This window comes from Shewanella woodyi ATCC 51908 (assembly GCF_000019525.1).
Lineage (GTDB): Bacteria > Pseudomonadota > Gammaproteobacteria > Enterobacterales > Shewanellaceae > Shewanella > Shewanella woodyi.
Genome location: NC_010506.1, coordinates 3223871 through 3242321, shown reverse-complemented (window position 1 = coordinate 3242321; position 18451 = coordinate 3223871). Strand labels below are relative to the sequence as shown.

Annotated in this window: 11 protein-coding genes; 3 read left to right on the top strand and 8 right to left on the bottom strand. The window is 45.5% G+C overall.

Going from position 1 to position 18451, the window contains the following annotated elements:
- Positions 1 to 57 precede the first annotated feature (57 nt).
- Positions 58 to 1017: an integron integrase gene (locus SWOO_RS13635; RefSeq protein ID WP_012325262.1), complete on the top strand. Its 960-nt coding sequence runs from the start codon at positions 58 to 60 to the stop codon at positions 1015 to 1017.
- 79 nt (positions 1018 to 1096) lie between these two features.
- Here the strand turns inward: SWOO_RS13635 and SWOO_RS13630 are convergent, their stop codons facing one another.
- From SWOO_RS13630 to recC, 4 genes are read right to left on the bottom strand one after another with little or no spacing between them, the layout of a single operon-like run.
- Positions 1097 to 1726 (bottom strand): DsbA family protein, encoded by a 630-nt coding sequence (locus tag SWOO_RS13630; protein WP_012325261.1) that lies wholly within the window; start codon positions 1724 to 1726, stop codon positions 1097 to 1099.
- 18 nt (positions 1727 to 1744) lie between these two features.
- The gene (gene recD, locus SWOO_RS13625) at positions 1745 to 3793 is read right to left on the bottom strand and encodes an exodeoxyribonuclease V subunit alpha (RefSeq protein WP_012325260.1); all 2049 of its coding nucleotides are present in this window, start codon (positions 3791 to 3793) and stop codon (positions 1745 to 1747) included.
- Entirely contained in the window at positions 3790 to 7479 is a 3690-nt protein-coding gene (gene recB / locus SWOO_RS13620) for an exodeoxyribonuclease V subunit beta (protein ID WP_012325259.1), read from the bottom strand. The genes recD and recB overlap by 4 nt, the downstream gene beginning before the upstream one ends.
- Positions 7479 to 11051, bottom strand: a complete 3573-nt coding sequence (gene recC / locus SWOO_RS13615) for an exodeoxyribonuclease V subunit gamma (RefSeq protein ID WP_012325258.1) — start codon at positions 11049 to 11051, stop codon at positions 7479 to 7481. The genes recB and recC overlap by 1 nt, the downstream gene beginning before the upstream one ends.
- A 330-nt stretch (positions 11052 to 11381) precedes the next feature.
- On the opposite strand from recC, the gene SWOO_RS13610 reads away from it, so the two are divergent.
- Positions 11382 to 12656: an MFS transporter gene (locus SWOO_RS13610; RefSeq protein ID WP_012325257.1), complete on the top strand. Its 1275-nt coding sequence runs from the start codon at positions 11382 to 11384 to the stop codon at positions 12654 to 12656.
- Between the two features lie 27 nt (positions 12657 to 12683).
- Here the strand turns inward: SWOO_RS13610 and SWOO_RS13605 are convergent, their stop codons facing one another.
- From SWOO_RS13605 to SWOO_RS13590, 4 genes are read right to left on the bottom strand one after another with little or no spacing between them, the layout of a single operon-like run.
- Positions 12684 to 13268, bottom strand: coding sequence for a hypothetical protein (locus SWOO_RS13605; protein WP_012325256.1), 585 nt, complete (start codon positions 13266 to 13268; stop codon positions 12684 to 12686).
- A 12-nt stretch (positions 13269 to 13280) separates the two neighbouring features.
- Entirely contained in the window at positions 13281 to 13886 is a 606-nt protein-coding gene (locus SWOO_RS13600) for a DUF998 domain-containing protein (protein WP_012325255.1), read from the bottom strand.
- Between the two features lie 56 nt (positions 13887 to 13942).
- Complete coding sequence (gene narL / locus SWOO_RS13595) at positions 13943 to 14584, bottom strand: two-component system response regulator NarL (RefSeq protein WP_012325254.1); 642 nt, start codon at positions 14582 to 14584, stop codon at positions 13943 to 13945.
- A gap of 30 nt (positions 14585 to 14614) precedes the next feature.
- A complete protein-coding gene (locus tag SWOO_RS13590) occupies positions 14615 to 16366 on the bottom strand; it encodes a histidine kinase (protein ID WP_012325253.1) in 1752 nt (583 codons plus the stop codon).
- 375 nt (positions 16367 to 16741) lie between these two features.
- On the opposite strand from SWOO_RS13590, the gene SWOO_RS13585 reads away from it, so the two are divergent.
- The gene (locus SWOO_RS13585; RefSeq protein ID WP_012325252.1) at positions 16742 to 18346 is read left to right on the top strand and encodes an MFS transporter; all 1605 of its coding nucleotides are present in this window, start codon (positions 16742 to 16744) and stop codon (positions 18344 to 18346) included.
- Positions 18347 to 18451 lie beyond the last annotated feature (105 nt).

Below are 18451 nucleotides of genomic sequence, written 5' to 3'. Positions count from 1 at the left end.
TCTTCCACCACTTTCGACGAAGAGCCATATAAATACAGTATTCGGGAGGGCGCTACTATGGGGCAAGCAACATACATTGAGGCTATACGTGCTGAGATAAGGGTACGTCATTATAGCTATCAAACAGAAAAGTCTTATCTTTATTGGAATCGATACTTTATAAGACATTGCAATATTCGTCATGGTGATGATATTACGCCAGCTTTGATTGAACATTTTCTGTGTTTTTTAGCTGTACAATGCAAAGTGTCGGCTAGCACTCAGAAACAAGCTTTGTGCGCGATTATATTTGCTTGTCGCCACGTATTGAAAATAGAGACTAAAGAGCTGCAATTTCCCTATGCAAAAACTCCGCAACGGATACCACAGGTACTTTCTAGCGATGAAGCAAAACTGATTATCAGTTTCTTATCAAATTATCATCATCTAATCGGTTCTATACTATTTGGAGCGGGATTAAGGCTAAAAGAGGCATTAAGACTCAGAATAAAAGATATTGATTTAAGCACGAAGTCTATCTTTGTCTACCAAGGAAAAGGGCAAAAAGATCGAGTTTGTATGCTACCTAATGGCTTGGTCGATGAGTTAACATTACAAATGTCACATGTTAAAAAGATACATGATAGGGATCTTGTTGAAGGTTTTGGTTTAGCTTCTTTGCCCATATCTCTTATCAAAAAGTATCGTAGCAGTGCCGCTAAATTTCACTGGCAGTATATCTTCCCTGCGAGTCGCCGCTGTATACATCCAAGCGATGAATATACGTGCCGACATCATATTCATCCTACTGCATTTTCAAGAGAATTGAGAAAAGCGACTACCAAGAGTAATACCAATAAGCGCGTTACTGCGCACACTTTTCGTCATTCATTTGCTACATCATTATTACTTAAAGGTCATGATATTCGTACTATTCAAGAACTATTAGGTCATAGTGATGTCAAGACTACCCAAATATACACTCATGTTATTGGCGGGCATCATACTGGTGTGATAAGTCCTCTAGACAATTTATAACAACGGTAGAATATTCGTAGCGAACGAACAAGGGCTAAGTATATGAAAAAATAAATACCAAACTGTAGAATGAACATGACTACACATCATTGATTATATCCTGATAACTAGCTTGCCAGTTCTGGTAATCAACTTGTATTGGCCTAACTTGGTTATCATGCACAAGCACTAATGAGGGGAATCCTTGAATGGGAAGCTGGCGCGTGCTGGCTATCTCACTCATTAGCTTTTGATTGAGCTTCTCATTGTGCATCTGTTTAATAAATTCGGTACTGCCTAAACCAATTGAAATCGCTATGTCGGTTAAGGTTTCAAGATCTGACGGGTTCTTGGCTTCAAGATAATAGGCGGTTTGAATACCTTGAAGCATCGCTTGTTCGAGGTTGTGCTCTCGGGCTATTAGTGCAGCGCGACAAGCGGGGTAGGTTGAACGTCTTGGCTGGCACTGTTGCCAAAAATCGTAGTTAAATACTGTGCCGAGTTGAGCACTGATTTTGTGCCAAGTCTGTTCAAGAAAAACCTGCATCTCTTCTGGCATAGGCTCGTCACTGTCTGGTGCTAAACCGCCGAGTTTATATTTGACGGTGATTCCTGACTCCTCTAGCGCGTTTTTTAGTTTATGCCAGGTTGGAGCATAGCCCCAACACCAGCTGCACATAGGATCGTAGATGTAATAGAGCTTTGGCTTGCTATTCATTTTTGATGTCATCTGCTTAATACCCTATCTCTATAGCCACAAACGCCTAGCAAGTCCTGATGAGCGCTGTGTGGCTTGCAGACTGGCGTGCTCGAAGACGGTTTGTGAGCCTAGGCATGTGAAGTGTTGCTTGGCTCGGGTGATGGCTGTGTATACGAGTTCTTTGGTTAACAGCTGCTTTTGAGCAAGGCTGGGCCACAATGGCAGGACTAAGCCTACGTTGGCAAATTCACTACCTTGGCTCTTGTGTACTGTCATGGCAAAACAGGTATCGTGGCTGGGTAGACGGGCTGGGAGGACTTTTAAGATGCTACCATCTGCTTGGATAAAGTGGGCCATCAGCCTTGGTACCGATCCGTTCTGCGCAGACTTTTCATTATCTAGTAGTATCAAGCCAATATCACCATTAAACAGGCCTAAGTTATAGTCGTTACTTTGGATTATTACTGGGCGGCCTTGGTAAAACTCGACATCAGTGGTGATGAGTTTTGCCTGTTTTAGTGCATTAGTGACACTTAAGTTGATGCCATCGACGCCATATTCACCAGCGCGCATGGCGCATAAAATGCGAAACTCGTTATAGGAGTCGATGATATCGGTGGCTGTGGCAGTATTATCTTTGGCCAGTTCAAGGTAGCGTTTGTAATGAGACACGGCGAGGGAGAGCAGTTGATCTAAACCTGTGTTGCCTGACTGTGTCTTTTGATGCTCAATCCAGAGTAGCTCCTCATAACCCCTCTGCCAAACCTGCATGATACCTGCTTTATCGGAGTTATTGACCGCAGCGGCCAGTTGGCCAATGCCTGCATCGCCTTTAAATCTGTGGCTGTGCATCAACATGCAGAGACTATCACCAATTTTTGGTGATTCACTGGTAAAGAGGCTGAGATCAAAGCTGGTCAATGTTGACAGTGTTTGTGCATAACCTGCTGAATAGCGCATCTGCCACTTGCTTTGTGCATCACTTCGGGCTTTTAAGCCCGCACAGATATCAGCAAGTACGGCGCCAGCCTCGACCGATGCAAGCTGGTCTTGATCGCCAAGCAGTATCAGTCTGGCGTGGCTTGGCAGTGCCGATAACACCTTATGCATCATGGGCAGATCGACCATAGAGGCCTCATCGACAACCAGCAGATCTAGCCTGAGCGGGTTGTCCTTATGGTGGCGAAATTTGTGTGAATTGGGGATAACCCCTAACAATCTGTGTAGGGTAGAGGCCTCTTCGGGGACTCGAGTTAAGCTATCGAGATTAATCTGGTGTGCGTAGGGAGCCAGCTCCAGCTTCAAGCGCTGCTTGGACGCCTTAATAGATTCACTTAACCTTGCGGCTGCTTTACCTGTTGGCGCGACCAGTCTAATGGTCATTGGCGATTCTTGGGTTAGCAAAAATAGCAGTTTAGTGACGGTTGTGGTTTTACCTGTTCCAGGGCCGCCGGTGATAACTGCCAGCTTTTTGCTAAATGCCGTGGCGGTAGCGATTTTTTGCCAGTCAAATACAGTGACATCATCAGGTGCAGGAAAGAGGATGTCTAAGCTTGCTTTTGTGGCTGGTGAAACTTGAGAGCCTGGCTCTTTTGATAGTTGAATGAGCGTGTCGCTGACTTGGGTCTCAAATTGATAATAGCGTTGCAGGTAGAGATCGCCGCAATCTAATACTATCGGGGTTGCAGCCGCCGCGACTTGTTCTACCTGTGACTCTGGGCTGACCAAGCCGATACAAGCAAACTGCGCTAAAAGCGAGGTTAACTCATCATGGCTACAGGTGATCTGACAGTTAGAGACTTGCTCCACCATAGGGTTATCTAGCACTATCTGTTTGATGGGCAAACAGGTGTGTTGTTGTGATAGTTGTTTGCTGAGCAGGGCGCAGGTCAGTAAAAAGAGTTCGCTGTAGGAGTCCTCTTTGTACAAGCTTTGTGTGCATGAGTTATCACTGCTATGCGACTTATCTAGAGCGGTAAGCTGTTGTTGGTGAACGAGTGCGAGCTCCAGTGCAAAGTGTCTGTCTAGTGGCGTGATTAAACGCTCAACTTCCCAGACTTTAAGCAGATCTTTAATGGGCTGTGTGGATTGGATCATAGCTTAAGCTCCATCTGATCTGTCTGTGAAGGCTGTGCTGTCTGGGTTGATTGAGCTGTTGCTATGATCTGCTCCTTAGGCTCATTTAGATCTATATCGAACAGTGTATCGAGGGATTCGATAAGTGCTCTAGGCGGTTTGTCATAGAAAACACCTGATAGTGGTGCTGCGGTAGACATACCCCGCAGGAAAAGGTAAAAACTGCCGCCGATATGTTGATCGTAATTATAATTTGGCATTCTCAATCGCAGATACCGATGCAGCGCTAAGGTATAGATGATGTACTGCAGATCGTATCTATGGCTACGGATAGCCCCTTTCATGGCATCAAAGCCATAATGGCTAACATCATCACCCAAATGGTTAGATTTGTAATCGGCAATGTAGAACTGACCTTGGTGCTCGAAAGTGAGATCGATAAAACCTTTGAGCATCCCCTTTAGGGATTCAAAGTTCAAACCTGCGCTGTAACCATGGGTTTCGAGTAAAGTATTAAGCTTAACTGCGATCAGTTGATTAATTGGCAGGTAAAACTCCATCTCCACCAACTTTTGCGCGTGAGCTAATTGAGCCAGTTTTAGCGAGCCATCTGCAACCAATGGCGATGCTAGAAGATCTCGATACCAAATGTTTAGTACCTCATACCAGCTCTCATCTATGCCATACTTTTCCATGGCGATCGGCAGGTGAATGGGCAATTCAGTTTCAGCTTGGGGAAAATCAATCAATTCCAGTACTAAGTGCATAAAGCTACCAGCATTGGCGCCACGTTCAAACGTGAATCTAGAGGGAGTTGGGTCGACCTCATCTTGAATGATTTCAAGCTCTGGAAAAGCTTCATCATCGGCGCCAGGGGCAATATGTTCATGGGGCAGATCTTTCACCAGCCCAGAGTAACTGCCCACACGCCAAGGTGTGTATAGCTTTCGTTTGAGCTCTTTAGGGGCTAATTTGAGCTCAATATCTGAAATATTATCCAGAGGTTGAGTTGAGGCGTCATCGCCCATCTGTATGACGCTAATGGCTTGCTCCATCAGCTTTTGCGCCTGAGATTGAATACGCGAAAACTCGCAGGCTTTATCTTCAATGCCCAGTAGGTAACCAATACCAGTTTCATGGAGCTGGCTGGTGATCCCCGCTTTTTTGGTAAAGCGACTGTGGTTAGCCACATAGAGATAACATTGATACACAGGTCGGGTCATGGCGACATAGAGTAGGCGCAGATCTTCGGCTAAGTTTTCACGTTTATGCCGCTCCCAGCCCTCATCACTTTGCGCGATATCCCACACTAACTTGTTATTTTCATGGTAAAGCATTGGCGCAGGCTTGCGACGGTTGTCTCTGGCTAAGCTAACAAAGGGGATAAAACAGACCGGATACTCGAGTCCCTTACTCTTATGTATGGTGACGATTTGAACTAGGTTCTGCTCACTTTCGAGTCTTAGTTGTGCTTCTTCATTGGCATTATTTTCGATGAGCGCTTGCTCATACCAGTTCACCAGCGCGCTAATACCATCAAGCTCTGTGGCTTTTTGTTGCAATAACTCGGCCAAGTGCCTGAAATCTGTTAACCGTCGTTCGCCATCTTCATCTTGAAGTAGGCGCTCAATCAGTTTAGTTTCGTTAGCCAGATTCAGCAGTGCTGGCATGACTCCACGCCTTAACCAGTTCTTATGTAGCTCATCAAACTGTTCAAGCAGGGTCTGTCTGACCATCTCATCTTGGTTAAAACTGTGGATCGATAGCGCATCAAAGCCAAGCAGTGAAGTGGCTAAAGCCGATCTCAGTGCTCGCTCATCTTTTGGCGTCGCAAGGGCGTGAAGCACCAAGGCCATTTCGCGGGCTTCTAAGGTGTTAAATACGCTGTCACGACTTAAAAATACGGCGCCAATCTGCCTGTCTGACAAAGACTGCTTAATCACAGCTGCTTCATTTCTGTCACGCACCAGTACGGCAATATCTTTGGCTTTTAGTGGTTGACCGCTAATGCTGCATTCGCCAGCTTGTGATTGTGTGAGCAGCCTGCAGATCTCAGCGGCGGCATCTTCCGCTAAGCGTTTTCTGGCGGTGGTTTTATTCAACCCCTTTTCAGGATCTTCACTAAGCAGTTTAATTTTGAGCGCTGAATCATCGCCTCCACTTTCGATAAACACCTTTTTATCGGCAAAAGGTGAGGGGTGCACAGGCTCAAACGGGATCGCTTGGCTGATAAAGGGATCGTCTCGATTCTCAAACAGGGCGTTAACACCCACAATCATATTGCGGCTAGAGCGATAGTTGGTATCGAGATTATAGTGATCTTGAGTTTGTGTTCTGGCCTGAATATAAGTGTGAATATCCGCGCCCCTAAAAGCATAGATAGCCTGTTTCGGATCGCCAATCATCAACAGGCTTAAGTTACCTGCACCTGCCTTTGCTGGAATGTTAGCTTGCATCTGGTAGATGCGGCTAAAGATTGCGAATTGCAGTGGATCGGTATCTTGAAACTCATCAATCAGTGCCACTGGAAAACGTTTGGCAATGGTTGCGGCCAATTGAGCTGTGTTAGCCAAGGTGGACTCGCCGTGCTCATTGGGGCGCAGTGCTTGCTCTAAGGTAGTCAGTAGATCATCTGGGGTTAACAGGTTACGCTCAGATTTTTGTTGGATAAATCGGCGTGAGATCCCCTCTCTGGCACAATAGAGAAAACTTGGGATAAAGTCGTTAATAAGCGAGCATAAACGCTCGATATGATCCAGCACAGGGGCTTGCTCAGGTGTTGGTATTTCACCACCCTTATTGAGCTTAAGCTCACTCAGTGACAGAGACTCCATCACCTTCATAGGTGGCAGACTGTCACTGAACTTGCACCAGTTGTCCATGGCATCGAGCATAACGGCAAGTTTAGGGTAACCATCGGGCTTCTTACCAAATCGAACACCATTTAATGGGAGTGCATGGAGTAAAGCTTCGATATTTTCACGCTCACGTGGCCAGATAAGTTTCAGACGACTTAAGCTTTGAGTTAAGGTCTGCTGCAGTTTCTCAAAGGGCTGAGGTGTCGGCTGGGCTGTGGCCTGACTCGCGCCAAGTAGCGGCCTGAGCTGCTTAGATAGGGCGTCAGGGTCGCTAAATTTCTTCTGTATGATCTCAGCAAGATAGATAGGCAGCGGATAGCACTGCTCACGCCAGAAATCACGCACCGCATGGTGCAAAAACTCGCTGTCATCTAAGGTAAATTCTGACTCAAACAGCAGGGAGGACTCAAAAGCCATGTCGGCCAAGATCCGCTGACAGAAACCGTGAATGGTAAAGATAGAGGCTTCATCTAAAGATTTAAGCGCCAAGTCGAGTCGCTTTAGTGCCAGTGGGCGCTCAGATTCAGGAGTGAGTCGATAGAGAGACTCAATCAACTCATCACCGGTATCTAAACCGATAAAGCAGCGGTAGGCCAGCTGTATCTTGCGGCGAATACGATCCCTAAGCTCGCCCGTTGCCGCATTGGTAAAAGTGACCACTAATATCTGCTCGCAGGTCAGTGGCGTTGGGATCTCGTGACCGAGCAAAAGGCGCACATAAAGCCCTGCGATGGTGAAGGTTTTGCCTGTACCAGCACTGGCCTCAATCAAACGACTGCCACCAAAGGGCAAGGTGAGGGTGTTTAACGGGACAGAGCCTGTCTGATTCACTGTATTATTACTCGTCATTACTGTGCTCCCCCTTCGACAAAAGCAGTGAGTTCACTCAGCCTGTCTTTGTGATAAAGGCTGAGCATGGGAGAGAGGAGCGTCATGGCAGTGAGTCCAAATTGTACTTCTGTAAAGTCTTCAGGAAAACTAAAGAGCCGCTGATAGTGAGGCTCAAACCCTTCACCTAATTGACTCTGCTCATCTATCCACTGACTTTGAGCCTCGATAAGTTTATCTGCATGTTCCCCTTCGGCTTCAACGTAGGCGAGGGCGGTTCTGGGCATAAACATTAATGGATGCAGTTGTCCTGATTGAAACAGACTTAACCAAAGGCTTAGCTGCGCCCGTGCTTGCTCTGGGGTGACGCCGTGAAATGCATGGAAGTGGCCGATATCCAGTAGATAGCTGGTATGCTGTTTATTCTCTCCCATGGCGCAGATACACAAATGCCTTAGGTAGACGCGAATTAAATCACGGCCGTTGGCGGTACCGGGTCGGTAGTTCACTAAGCCCTTAGCACAGAGGTCGTCAATGCGTCCGACCAGTGTGATGGCTTCATTGAGGCCATCTTGGGCAGTAAAGGCAAGGTCGATATCCAGTGATTTTTGATTCTCTCCCTGCAGATATAGAGCGCGGCCAATTAAGGGCTTAATGTCGTGCAGATAATTGCCCAGAAGTAGGTCGTCAAAGGGGGCGAGTGGCAGCTCACCACCGGCTTTGAGTCGCTGTAATAGCGTTTCGTCTGGGGCTTCCAGTTTTTGCTCAATCGCGTTATCGAGTAGATTAGCTTGTAGCTTATAACGCTCTAAGGCATTGAGATTAAAGGGCTCATCGTTATCGTCAGCTTGAATATTAAGCCCCAAGTCGACCTTAAGAGTGCGATTGAAAAAGTATTGGGCTGGATTTCTGAAAAAACGGATAAGCGCCGAGATCTCTAGCTCCTGGCTATCTAGACTGTCGGCCAGTTCTGTAGCTTGGGTGATAGTAACCCCATTATCAATAAACCGTGGAGTACGTTCGAGACCATCTGCTGATTGGCCTGCAGCTTTGGTCGGGCACCACTGGGCCGAGTAGCTCTGTTTGAGTTGAATTGCGCCGTCAATCTCTGAGGCCGGACTTACATAAAGGCGCTCATCGAAAGGTTGCAGTGGCTGCTCAATTAACAACTGCTGGTGAACTGCCTTTTCAATAGCAGGGATCACCTTGATAACGGTTTCAGCATCACTCGAGTCGAGTTTGTTGAATGTCTCTGGCAGGTAACAGAGCTGGCAATACTCAACCAGTTCAGAGACCAGCATTGAGGGGATCCGCTCGGAGTTATCGCGCTCACTGTGGCCAATATAGCTGATATAAAGTTGCTCACGGGCTGAGAGTATCGCTTCTAAAAATAGGTATCTGTCATCTAAACGGCGTGAACGGTCGCCTTTGCGTGGGCCAAACTGCGCCACCAGATCAAAGCCTACTGGGTGCTGAACCCTAGGATAGATACCATCGTTCATGCCAACTAAACACACCACCTTAAAAGGAATGGATCGCATCGGCATTAAGGTGCAGAAGTTAACGCTACCGGCCAGATATCGTTGGCCGACACGAGACTCACTCAGGGTGCTGTTAAACCAGTTTTGCAGTACTTGCGTGTTTAGCGGCGTGATTTGACCTGCATCAGACAGCTCAGTTTTTAATTTGCTGATCGCTTCACGTATAGCTTGTAGCTGCATGCGCTCTTCATCATCCACCTCATAAAAATCATCCAGTAGCTGATTGAGCTGGGCCATACGCACTTCAATTTCACATGTTTGGCCAAGTTGTAGACGGTATTCATCTAAGGCTTCGATGAAGTTGAGTAGCTTGCCTAATGCTTGAGCCGACTGCCCCTCGATCCCCATAACGGTTAAGGTGTCGTGATAGAGCGGCGCATCATCGCTAAATGCGTAGCCTAAAATGAGACGTTTAATGCCAAATGCCCAGGAGTTTTTATCGAATGCTGGCAGAGACTGTGCCGCTCTGCTGGTTTCATCTCGTCCCCAACGCACGCCAGCTTGCTCTAGCCACTGGCGTATCATCATCAAGTCATCATCATCGAGCTCGAATCGCCTGAGTACTGCAGGTACCTCTAAAATCCCTAAGATGTCAGTGAGGGCGAAGCGGCTCTGGTTGATGGCGAGGATATTAAGAAAGCTGTTGATCAGCGGTGATTCCTGCGCTGCACCTCGGTCGGCAATGGCGTAGGGGATATAGTGAGCGCCCTGTTTGGCCGAGAAAACAGCGTCGATATAGGGGGCGTAGGCTGCTACATCTGGCAGCATGATAACGATATCTTTGGCAAGCAAAGGATCATTGGGATCGACAGGTTCCCGTGAGAGCATCTCCAGCAGATGATCGTGCAGAGTTTCAATCTCTCGTAGTGGACTATGACAGCTTCTTAACGTCAGCGAGTCATCATCGATTGTCAGTGGACGGCGTCCATCGAGGGTTAGATACAGTGAGGCATCAGGGCCTAAGCTTCTGCCTCTGGTTTCAAGCTCAAGAATGTCTCGCTGTACACCTTGAAGTAGGTTTTTAACCCCTGGGTCTTGATAACATTCGAAGTTAAAGTTGGTGTGCTCCTCGGGGAGTTCTAAAATCAGATCCAGCAGTTCACGTCCCATCTTGCCATTATTGGCAAGCAGGGGATTACCCACTTCAAGTTTATCTTCCCACTGGGCTTCGAGTTTATGTTTATTGGCGTACTCCAGCGCCATACGAGCACGCAGGCGTGGATCGATAATATCGCCCCAGTAGTGTTGACAGGGACTTAAATTCAACATGATCACATCGATGCGCTTGGCCAGATGATAGAGCACATCTAAGGTTTGTGGCGCCATGGAGGAGATCCCAAATACGAATAAGCGTCTTGGTAAGCCTTCAAGGGAGGTGTTGGGATCATCAAGGGCATCAAACAGAGATTGGTGTAGGTTGGCTCTGTGGTAGCGGCTCTTGTTCAATCGCTCGTTATTAAACTTGATAAGCGCGCGCCACAATATAGGTTGCCAAGCTTGAGCTGGCGCGAGTTTTTCACCTTTTGGTGGTAATGTGGGCTCGCTGGCCTCCCAAGCAGCTATCCAGTCGGGGCGATATACCAAGTATTGATCGAAGATATCCGCTATCTGGCCGCAAAGCTGAAACAGCTTGAGTGGCTCTTCAGGCCTCTCATCTAGCTCATTATCAGAGCTCTGCTCAGAAACTGAGTTTAGGTTGGGATTGAGATAGTTTTTAAGGGGAGCAAACTCTTCAATATCGAGCAGCTCGGGTAGCAACTCCATCAATTTCCAGGTCATCGAAGGTTTGGTGAAGGCGTTTTCCTTAGGTACATCGGGCAGTAAAATGTGGCAAAGTTGCCAAATAAAGCTCGAAGGCAGAGGAAACTCCAATGCGGCAGCTATCTTGTTCTTGCTGGCGATCTCAAGCCTTAACCAAGTGGACATCCCTGGGCTCTGTACCAATATCTGCTCCGGCATCAGTAATGGCATACCGGGAATGGGGGTTTGTAACTCCTGCGCCAGTTGAGCAGAAAGGGCTTCCATTCGATTCGATTGAACAAGATAGAGCATGAATATTCCTAAGGAAATTGAATCAGTATCTTGGTGAGTTAGCGTGTCAACTTATACTGATTGGTATTAGCTATCCATTCTATGTGTTTAACTTAGTAAGTCTACCTAATCTCTTGGTATTTGGGCTCAATAGAGGGCGTTCGGACAATATCAAAGCAATACGCAGTTGGTACTTTTTATCCTGGGTTTGTTTGCTAAAAATTGATGTAGGACATCAAAACCTGCTTATGTTAATAAATCTGGTTGGTTTTTAAGTGAAGTTAATTATTATGTAATTGTTGCGTGTTTTTCAATCAGGCATTAAACACAGTATTCAATTTTAGGATCTTTATGGATAATCAACAGCGCCGCGCTTATTTAGCCTTAACTTTAGCTACGCTGGCATTTGCTGCCTGTTTCTCTGTCTGGACCTTGTACTCTATAATCGGCATCGAGCTTAAAGAGCGATTAGCGCTAAGTGCAACTGAATTCGGGTTTCTATTGGCAGCGCCCATTTTTACAGGGGCTATCTTTCGGGTACCCATAGGATTTCTTGCTGAGAAGTTTTCCTGTCGGAACCTATTTTTCTGGCAGATGTTGCTGGCGGTGCCCCCCCTGTTTTATCTGCCACAAATTGAAACTTATTCAGGCTATATCTGGATAGGTTTTGTGCTGGGCTTAACTGGCGTTTCATTTACCATAGGGATCCGTTATGTGACCGATTGGTTTGAGACTAAACGCCAAGGGTTTGCGCTAGGGGTATTTGGCGCAGGAAACGCGGGGGCTGCTATCACACTGGTGTTGGTTCCCATTATTGTCGATACCTTTGGCTGGCAGCAGATTGGGTACGCCTATGGGATCGGCATGATCTTTATGGCGATTCTTTTTAGACTTTTTGCTCCTGAGGTTAACCGCTACTACCGAAAGCAGAGAGACAGCCATGATCTGGCTTTTCACCTTGCACCTTTGAAAGATCTGCAGGTGTGGCGATTTGGTCTCTATTACTACTTTGTGTTTGGCAGTTTCCTCGCGTTGATCCTCTGGTTACCTCATTATTATGTATCCGCCTATGGCCTGTCTTTGACCCAGTCCATGGCGTTAACGCTACTTTTTGTGACTAGTTCCAGCATGATAAGGGCGGTTGGTGGATGGTTTGCCGATACTTACGGTGCCAAGGCGGTTAACTGGACTGCATTTTGGATCTGTATGGTGTGCCTGTTCTTCTTGAGTTATCCGCCAACCACTATGATTATCCATGGGGTGGAGAAAAACGTTGAGGTTTCGTTTGAGGTCAATGTGTGGCTGTTTACCTTGCTTATTTTTGTGATTGGTATCGCCCAAGGTTTTGGACGAGCAAGCGTGTATAAAACTATCTACGATCACTACCCACATCATATGGGCAGTGTCGGAGGAATAGTGGCTGCAATTGGCGCTTTGGGGGGCTGTACTCTGCCAATCCTATTCGGTTTTGCTGTGGATATTATTGGTGTATACAGTGCCTGCTTTATGTTGCTCTATGGCGTATTAGCGGCATGTATGGTGGTGATGTACTTAGCGTTAAGGGCTGAGCGGCATCAAAAGTTGCTTCGTGATGCGATCGCCAATAACTTTTTAGAGCAGGATTGATTCTGAGCGCCGCCATTTTGAATATATTTATTGTAAAAACCTATCCTCTTCGTTGATTTCACAACGCTCGACCTCTGTTAGTCTATTGTTTCTGTCTGTTTCCCAGCACTCATTATAAATAGAGCAGTAACAGATATTTATTGTAAGGTAATCATCCATTCTCAAGATGCTATCAATTTCTGCTCTCTTTTTATAATTAAACATTATAGGTTTTATTTTTTGCTGTGAAGGTAAAATACGGCTACTTAAATGGGACTGAATGAAATTTGGGATATTACCTAAGTCTTTCCATTGATGAATAACGCTATCCTTAAATGTTACCTCTGCATGTTTAATTATTGCTGGGCCTGTGCCTGAGTTTGTAACCCAAAGCTCAAACGATTGCTCATTATAGCTTCTCGCGATCTCTATTCTTGGCCAAACTGAAGCTCTTGCATAAGATCTATCAACGTATGCTGAATATATTCCAACTATTGTGGTCACAACACTAATGAATAGTGCTGAAAACGCAACGATCATTTCTGGTTTTTTGTACCATTTACTATCATCCATATTGAAATTTATACTCCTATATAATTTATATTCTACTTCGAGTTTCTCTTTTTTAATCATACTTAGTAGCCACTAAGCCAAAACGAGTGAAAACACGCTTAACCATATTAACTGAAAGCCATAGGAGATGCGTTGATAGATGCCTGCATTGGCTTGTGCTTTCACCGCTTTAGCCATTGCTAAGAGGTAATAAACAGCCCCTATAACAGATACCATCGAGAATAGGCGAAAGGCAAGCGGGACTGCGCTGCTAGTTGGGCTGATAGCGATCAAGATGGGGGCGATAACCAGTGACAGCAACATAATAAATCCAGCCCACGAGTGTACCTTACAATTAAATGTTGGGTTTTTAGTGAATGGGTCTGCATCCATTGGAAAATAGCCAGCAACCCAAGTGCCCACACCATGAATTATGACTAACCAACCAGTAATATTGACTAAGATTGAAACATTTGTCATCTGTGCCAAATACCAGCCAAACAAACAAAATAAAGCGCCTAAAGGGTAATTATTAATAAGCGGAGATAACTTCTCTGTGGGACTGCCGGTTGCGCCTAGCTCACTGCAAAACTGTCTAGAATGATCATAGCCAGCATAAAACTGGCTTGCGATATATACCCCGATAGTGATCCAGGTTGTGGCAATTAACCCTGAATAGATTGAAAAAGTTTCAAACACCAATGAACTCCTTTTGGTAGATTAAAGCTATAAATATTCTTTCATTAGATGGCTTTTTAGTGGCCAATCTTATGCTCTACCGCCCATACAGCTGCTTCGACGCGACTCTTTAAGCCTAATTTTTTCAGCAGGTTTTTCACGTGTACTTTTACTGTAGTTTCTGCAATCCCTAAGGTGTTGGCGATATCTTTATTGCTCTTACCTGAGGCGATTAACTTTAGGTTCTGCAGCTCTCTCTGAGTCAGGTTTTCAAGGGGAGAGGAGGCTTTACTTTCGGGCCTGAGAGATCTGGCTAAAATTTTGGTAAGTGGAGCGCTGATCACAAACTCCCCTTGAATCGCCAGATTGATTTTCTCGATAAGCTCTTCGGGTTCGGAATCTTTTAGCAGGTAACCGTCAGTGTTGAACTTGATAGCTTGAAGCACGTCGCTCTCACTGTCGGATACGGTGAAGATGACGATTTTGCTGTCTATCTCTGCACGTTTTAGTGCAATTAAGGTGTCGATGCCACTTAAGCCCTTCATATTCAGATCCAGTAAAATCAGATCCGGTGCGTGTTTAATGGCGAGGCTGATGGCTTCATCTCCTGAGCCTGCTTGGGCGATGACATCTAGGTTATCTTCAAGTGAGATAAGTTGAGCTAGTCCTTGCCTGAGGGTAGGGTGATCATCAACCAGTAGTATTTGTGCTCTTGTCATAGTGCTCCTCATCATTTTGTTGCAGGTGGATTAATGGATGAATTCAAGTGTGATCTGAGTACCTGTGGGGGAGTTTGCTTGCACATGTAATTGTGCATTAAGTGACTTTGCCCGCTCCCTCATGATCCCTAAGCCAAAGTGGCCCTGCTGCTCAAGATTATCCGAGATCCCTTTACCATTATCCCAAATATCGATATGTATCTTGTTATTGTCCTTAAATAGTCGAACACCTGCTGCTGTCGCCTGTGCATGTCGATGAACATTGGAGAGACTTTCTCGAATGATCTGTAGCACATGCACCTCTTGGCTGGCTGACAGGTAGTTTTGTGGAAGTTCAAATTTGAGTTCAATGTCATGTTGGCACTTTTCAATAAACTCTGCCACAGTGCCTTGCAGGGCATTTTCCAGTGATGGATCATCGAGTTTAAGTCTAAAGGTGGTGAGTAACTCTCTGAGTTGTAAGTAGGCGTTATTAAGCCCCTGCTTGATATCATCTATGGTTTCGTTTACTTGCTCTTCGGGCAGTCCTTTTTGCATTTTTCGGGTTAACAAGCTCATCTGCACTTTTAAAAATGAGAGTGACTGAGCCAGTGAGTCATGGAGCTCTCTTGCTATCACTGCACGCTCTTCGGCAATGAGTAGTCGATTTTCACTGTTCTTTTTTCGCTCAAGATCAATAGAGGTCGCCACAATATCTGCCATGGCTTGAAGTAACTGTCGCTGCCATGCTTCAGGGTTTTTATCTTTTGGGATCTGCCAGACAATATCGCCGAAAAAGTGGCCCTGTTTTTCCAGTACGAATTGATGAATCTCTCTGTTTTTATGATCTATGATATTAGTGTTGGCTTTATAGATGATGAGTTCATTGATGCTGGTTTCGCTAAGCACAATTGACACTTTTCCAAACTCAAGTACCTGTTCAAGTTCTTGAATTATCTCCTGATCGATTTGATGATATTCACTATTGGATAGGCTTCTGGCGGCGAGATAGAGCACTTCAAGAGATTGATTACTTTGGGTTAACTCTTGGGTCTTTTGGGCCACACGATCTTCAAACTCTTGATAGGTGGTTTTTAACTGCTTCGACATTCTGTGAATTGTACGGGAGAGTACGCCCAGCTCATTATCTGCAATGTAGTCGACGCGAGTGTCGAAATTTCCCTTACCCGCTTCAGAAGCGACGCGCACTAGCTGTTTTAGGGGGGAGATCACGGTGCGGTTGAGACGAACCAATACGAAGGAGGTGACAATGAGAGTTGAGAGCAGGGTGATCCCCTGAATCAATCTGAGTAGGGTTAATTTTTTCTCAGACTCCATCTGGAGCAGACTGACAAGCTTGTCGATGACTAAGGTAAATTGATCAAAATCTTCAGCTGTACTCGATTCAATATTGGCTTTTATACTTTGCCAAAGGGCGACAATCTTTTTATGTTGGGCCAGTATTTGTGGGTTGTCGATTGTACTGGTAATGCCACCGAAAAAAAGCTGAGAAAGTTTGTCCTCAAAAATCTGCATCTCTTTGGTGACAAGGGGCTTAGAGTCATCTTGAACTAGCAAATTAGCTCTGGATACACGTATTGCTTGCATACGCAGGGCACCAGCCTGATTTATCTGCTCGGCATCACCACTGAGACTCTCAGTGACTAGGATGGAGGAGATCATACTGATAAGGCCCAAGGTGATGATCACCGCCATAAATTGTCCCGCTCTGGCAACCAGAGAGGAGCTACTTAATTGATCGTCAATAGAGCCAATCTTATCGTTAAATTGCTGTCTTATCATATGACCAACTTCACCATTAATCCTCGATAAATACCAGCCAAATGTTTTGTTTTTGTTACTACTACTTAATAGTTTTGGAAAAGTATTTTATTTTATAGTTGATGTTGAAAGTAAATTTATTTGTTTTAAAACAATGCATTACAAAATATCCTTAACTAGTGCTTTAGTAGTAGTTTGCTGTGATCTGCTGCAAATTTGCTGACCTAAACATGATCTGGATCAACTGACATTTCTTCTCTGATGATATTTTCCTCACCAGAATAAATTTAAATATCTGTTAACAAGTTGCTAAAGGTCGACAGATTCAATACCGATGGTAAATCGCCTCTAAGGCAGATTTTAATCAAATACTCTGGTGTTCAGTTGGAGAACGAAATGTCTGATATCAAAAAATGGGACGTAGAAGATCCCAAGTTTTGGGATAGTGAAGGGAAGAAGATTGCTAATCGTAATCTTTGGATCTCTATTCCAAGTTTGTTATGTGGTTTCGCCGTGTGGCTATATTGGGGGATCATTACGATTCAAATGCTCAACCTTGGCTTTCCGTTTGCGAAGTCTGAGCTTTTCACTCTGATGGCGGTTGCGGGATTGACCGGCGCAACCTTACGTATTCCCAGTAGCTTCTTTATTCGTCTTTGTGGCGGCCGTAACACCATAGTGTTTACCACGGCGCTTTTGATGATCCCTGCAATCGGGGCGGGTATCGCCCTACAAGATAAAAATACGCCGCTGTGGGTGTTTCAGATCTTAGCTTTATTATCTGGTTTCGGCGGCGGTAATTTCGCTTCCTCTATGTCCAATATTAGTTTCTTTTTTCCTAAGAAACAGCAGGGCTTAGCTCTAGGGTTAAATGCAGGGCTGGGTAACTTTGGTGTTACTACTATGCAGATCTTAGTGCCACTGTTTATGACCTTTGGGATCTTTGGCGGTGAGCCGATGGAGCTGGTTAACACATCAGGGACCTTAATAGGAAAAATCCCCGCAGGCTCTGATGCTTGGATCCATAATGCAGGCTATATCTGGTTACTGTTTTTAATTCCATTGGCTATCGTCGGCTGGATGGGGATGAACAACATTAAGGCATCTCATGTGACGCCTGAGTTGCCAAGCCCGATGGGATCATTTGGCATTATATCAGGCATGTTAGCGATTGGATTTGTGACCTCTATTTTTGGCCTCTGGTTGATGCTACCGGAAAATGTTGGCGGCTCAGGCTTTGGGGTGAGTAAATGGATAGTCCTGCCGATAGTCATTGCGCTGACGGTTTTTCTTCTAAAACTGATCCCAGGTCAAGTTAACGAGAACCTCTCTCGTCAATATAAGATTTTTAATAATAAACATACTTGGGTGATGAGCATCATCTACACCATGACTTTCGGCTCATTTATCGGTTTTGCTGCAGGCTTTGGTTTGTCGATAAAAGTGATATTTGGTTATCAGCATGTGATGGTCGACGGTGTGATGAACCATGATATCGCCAATCCTAATGGACCGAGTGCATTGATGTACGCCTGGATGGGGCCCTTTATTGGTGCGCTTATTCGCCCAGTTGGTGGCTGGATAGCAGACAAGATGGGCGGCGCAAAAGTGACCCAGATCTGCGCAGTTGTCATGGTAGCCAGTGCCATTGGTGTTGCTTACTTTATGCAGGCCGCTTACGCATCGCCGACACCGCAAGAGTATTTTGTTCCTTTCCTAGTGTTGTTCCTTATCTTGTTTGCCGCGACTGGGATCGGTAACGGTTCAACATTTAGAACCATCTCTATGGTGTTTGATAAAGAGCAGGCTGGCCCCGTTTTAGGTTGGACATCAGCTGTAGCCGCTTATGGCGCATTCATTATTCCTAAGGTTTTGGGTGAGCAGATTAAGTTAACCACACCTGAGAATGCTCTCTACGGCTTTGCCATCTTCTACGCACTGTGTATCGCCATTAACTGGTGGTTTTATCTAAGACCAGGAGCTGAGCACCACAATCCTTAATCACTCAGTGTTGCGCTTTTTGTTAGCGCAACAAGCGTTAATTCCGGGTGAGGCGCTTGGAACGTTCACTCTGGGTTGAGCAACATTTACATAATAAAAAATTGC

What these genes read in the sequence shown, in the direction of transcription:
- SWOO_RS13630 (WP_012325261.1), bottom strand. Translation starts at nt 1,726, where the DNA reads ATGACATCAAAAATGAATAGCAAGCCAAAGCTCTATTACATCTACGAT.
- recB (WP_012325259.1), bottom strand. Translation starts at nt 7,479, where the DNA reads ATGACGAGTAATAATACAGTGAATCAGACAGGCTCTGTCCCGTTAAAC.
- recC (WP_012325258.1), bottom strand. Translation starts at nt 11,051, where the DNA reads ATGCTCTATCTTGTTCAATCGAATCGAATGGAAGCCCTTTCTGCTCAA.
- SWOO_RS13585 (WP_012325252.1), top strand. Translation starts at nt 16,742, where the DNA reads ATGTCTGATATCAAAAAATGGGACGTAGAAGATCCCAAGTTTTGGGAT.
- narL (WP_012325254.1), bottom strand. Translation starts at nt 14,584, where the DNA reads ATGACAAGAGCACAAATACTACTGGTTGATGATCACCCTACCCTCAGG.
- recD (WP_012325260.1), bottom strand. Translation starts at nt 3,793, where the DNA reads ATGATCCAATCCACACAGCCCATTAAAGATCTGCTTAAAGTCTGGGAA.
- SWOO_RS13590 (WP_012325253.1), bottom strand. Translation starts at nt 16,366, where the DNA reads ATGATAAGACAGCAATTTAACGATAAGATTGGCTCTATTGACGATCAA.
- SWOO_RS13610 (WP_012325257.1), top strand. Translation starts at nt 11,382, where the DNA reads ATGGATAATCAACAGCGCCGCGCTTATTTAGCCTTAACTTTAGCTACG.
- SWOO_RS13635 (WP_012325262.1), top strand. Translation starts at nt 58, where the DNA reads ATGGGGCAAGCAACATACATTGAGGCTATACGTGCTGAGATAAGGGTA.
- SWOO_RS13605 (WP_012325256.1), bottom strand. Translation starts at nt 13,268, where the DNA reads ATGATTAAAAAAGAGAAACTCGAAGTAGAATATAAATTATATAGGAGT.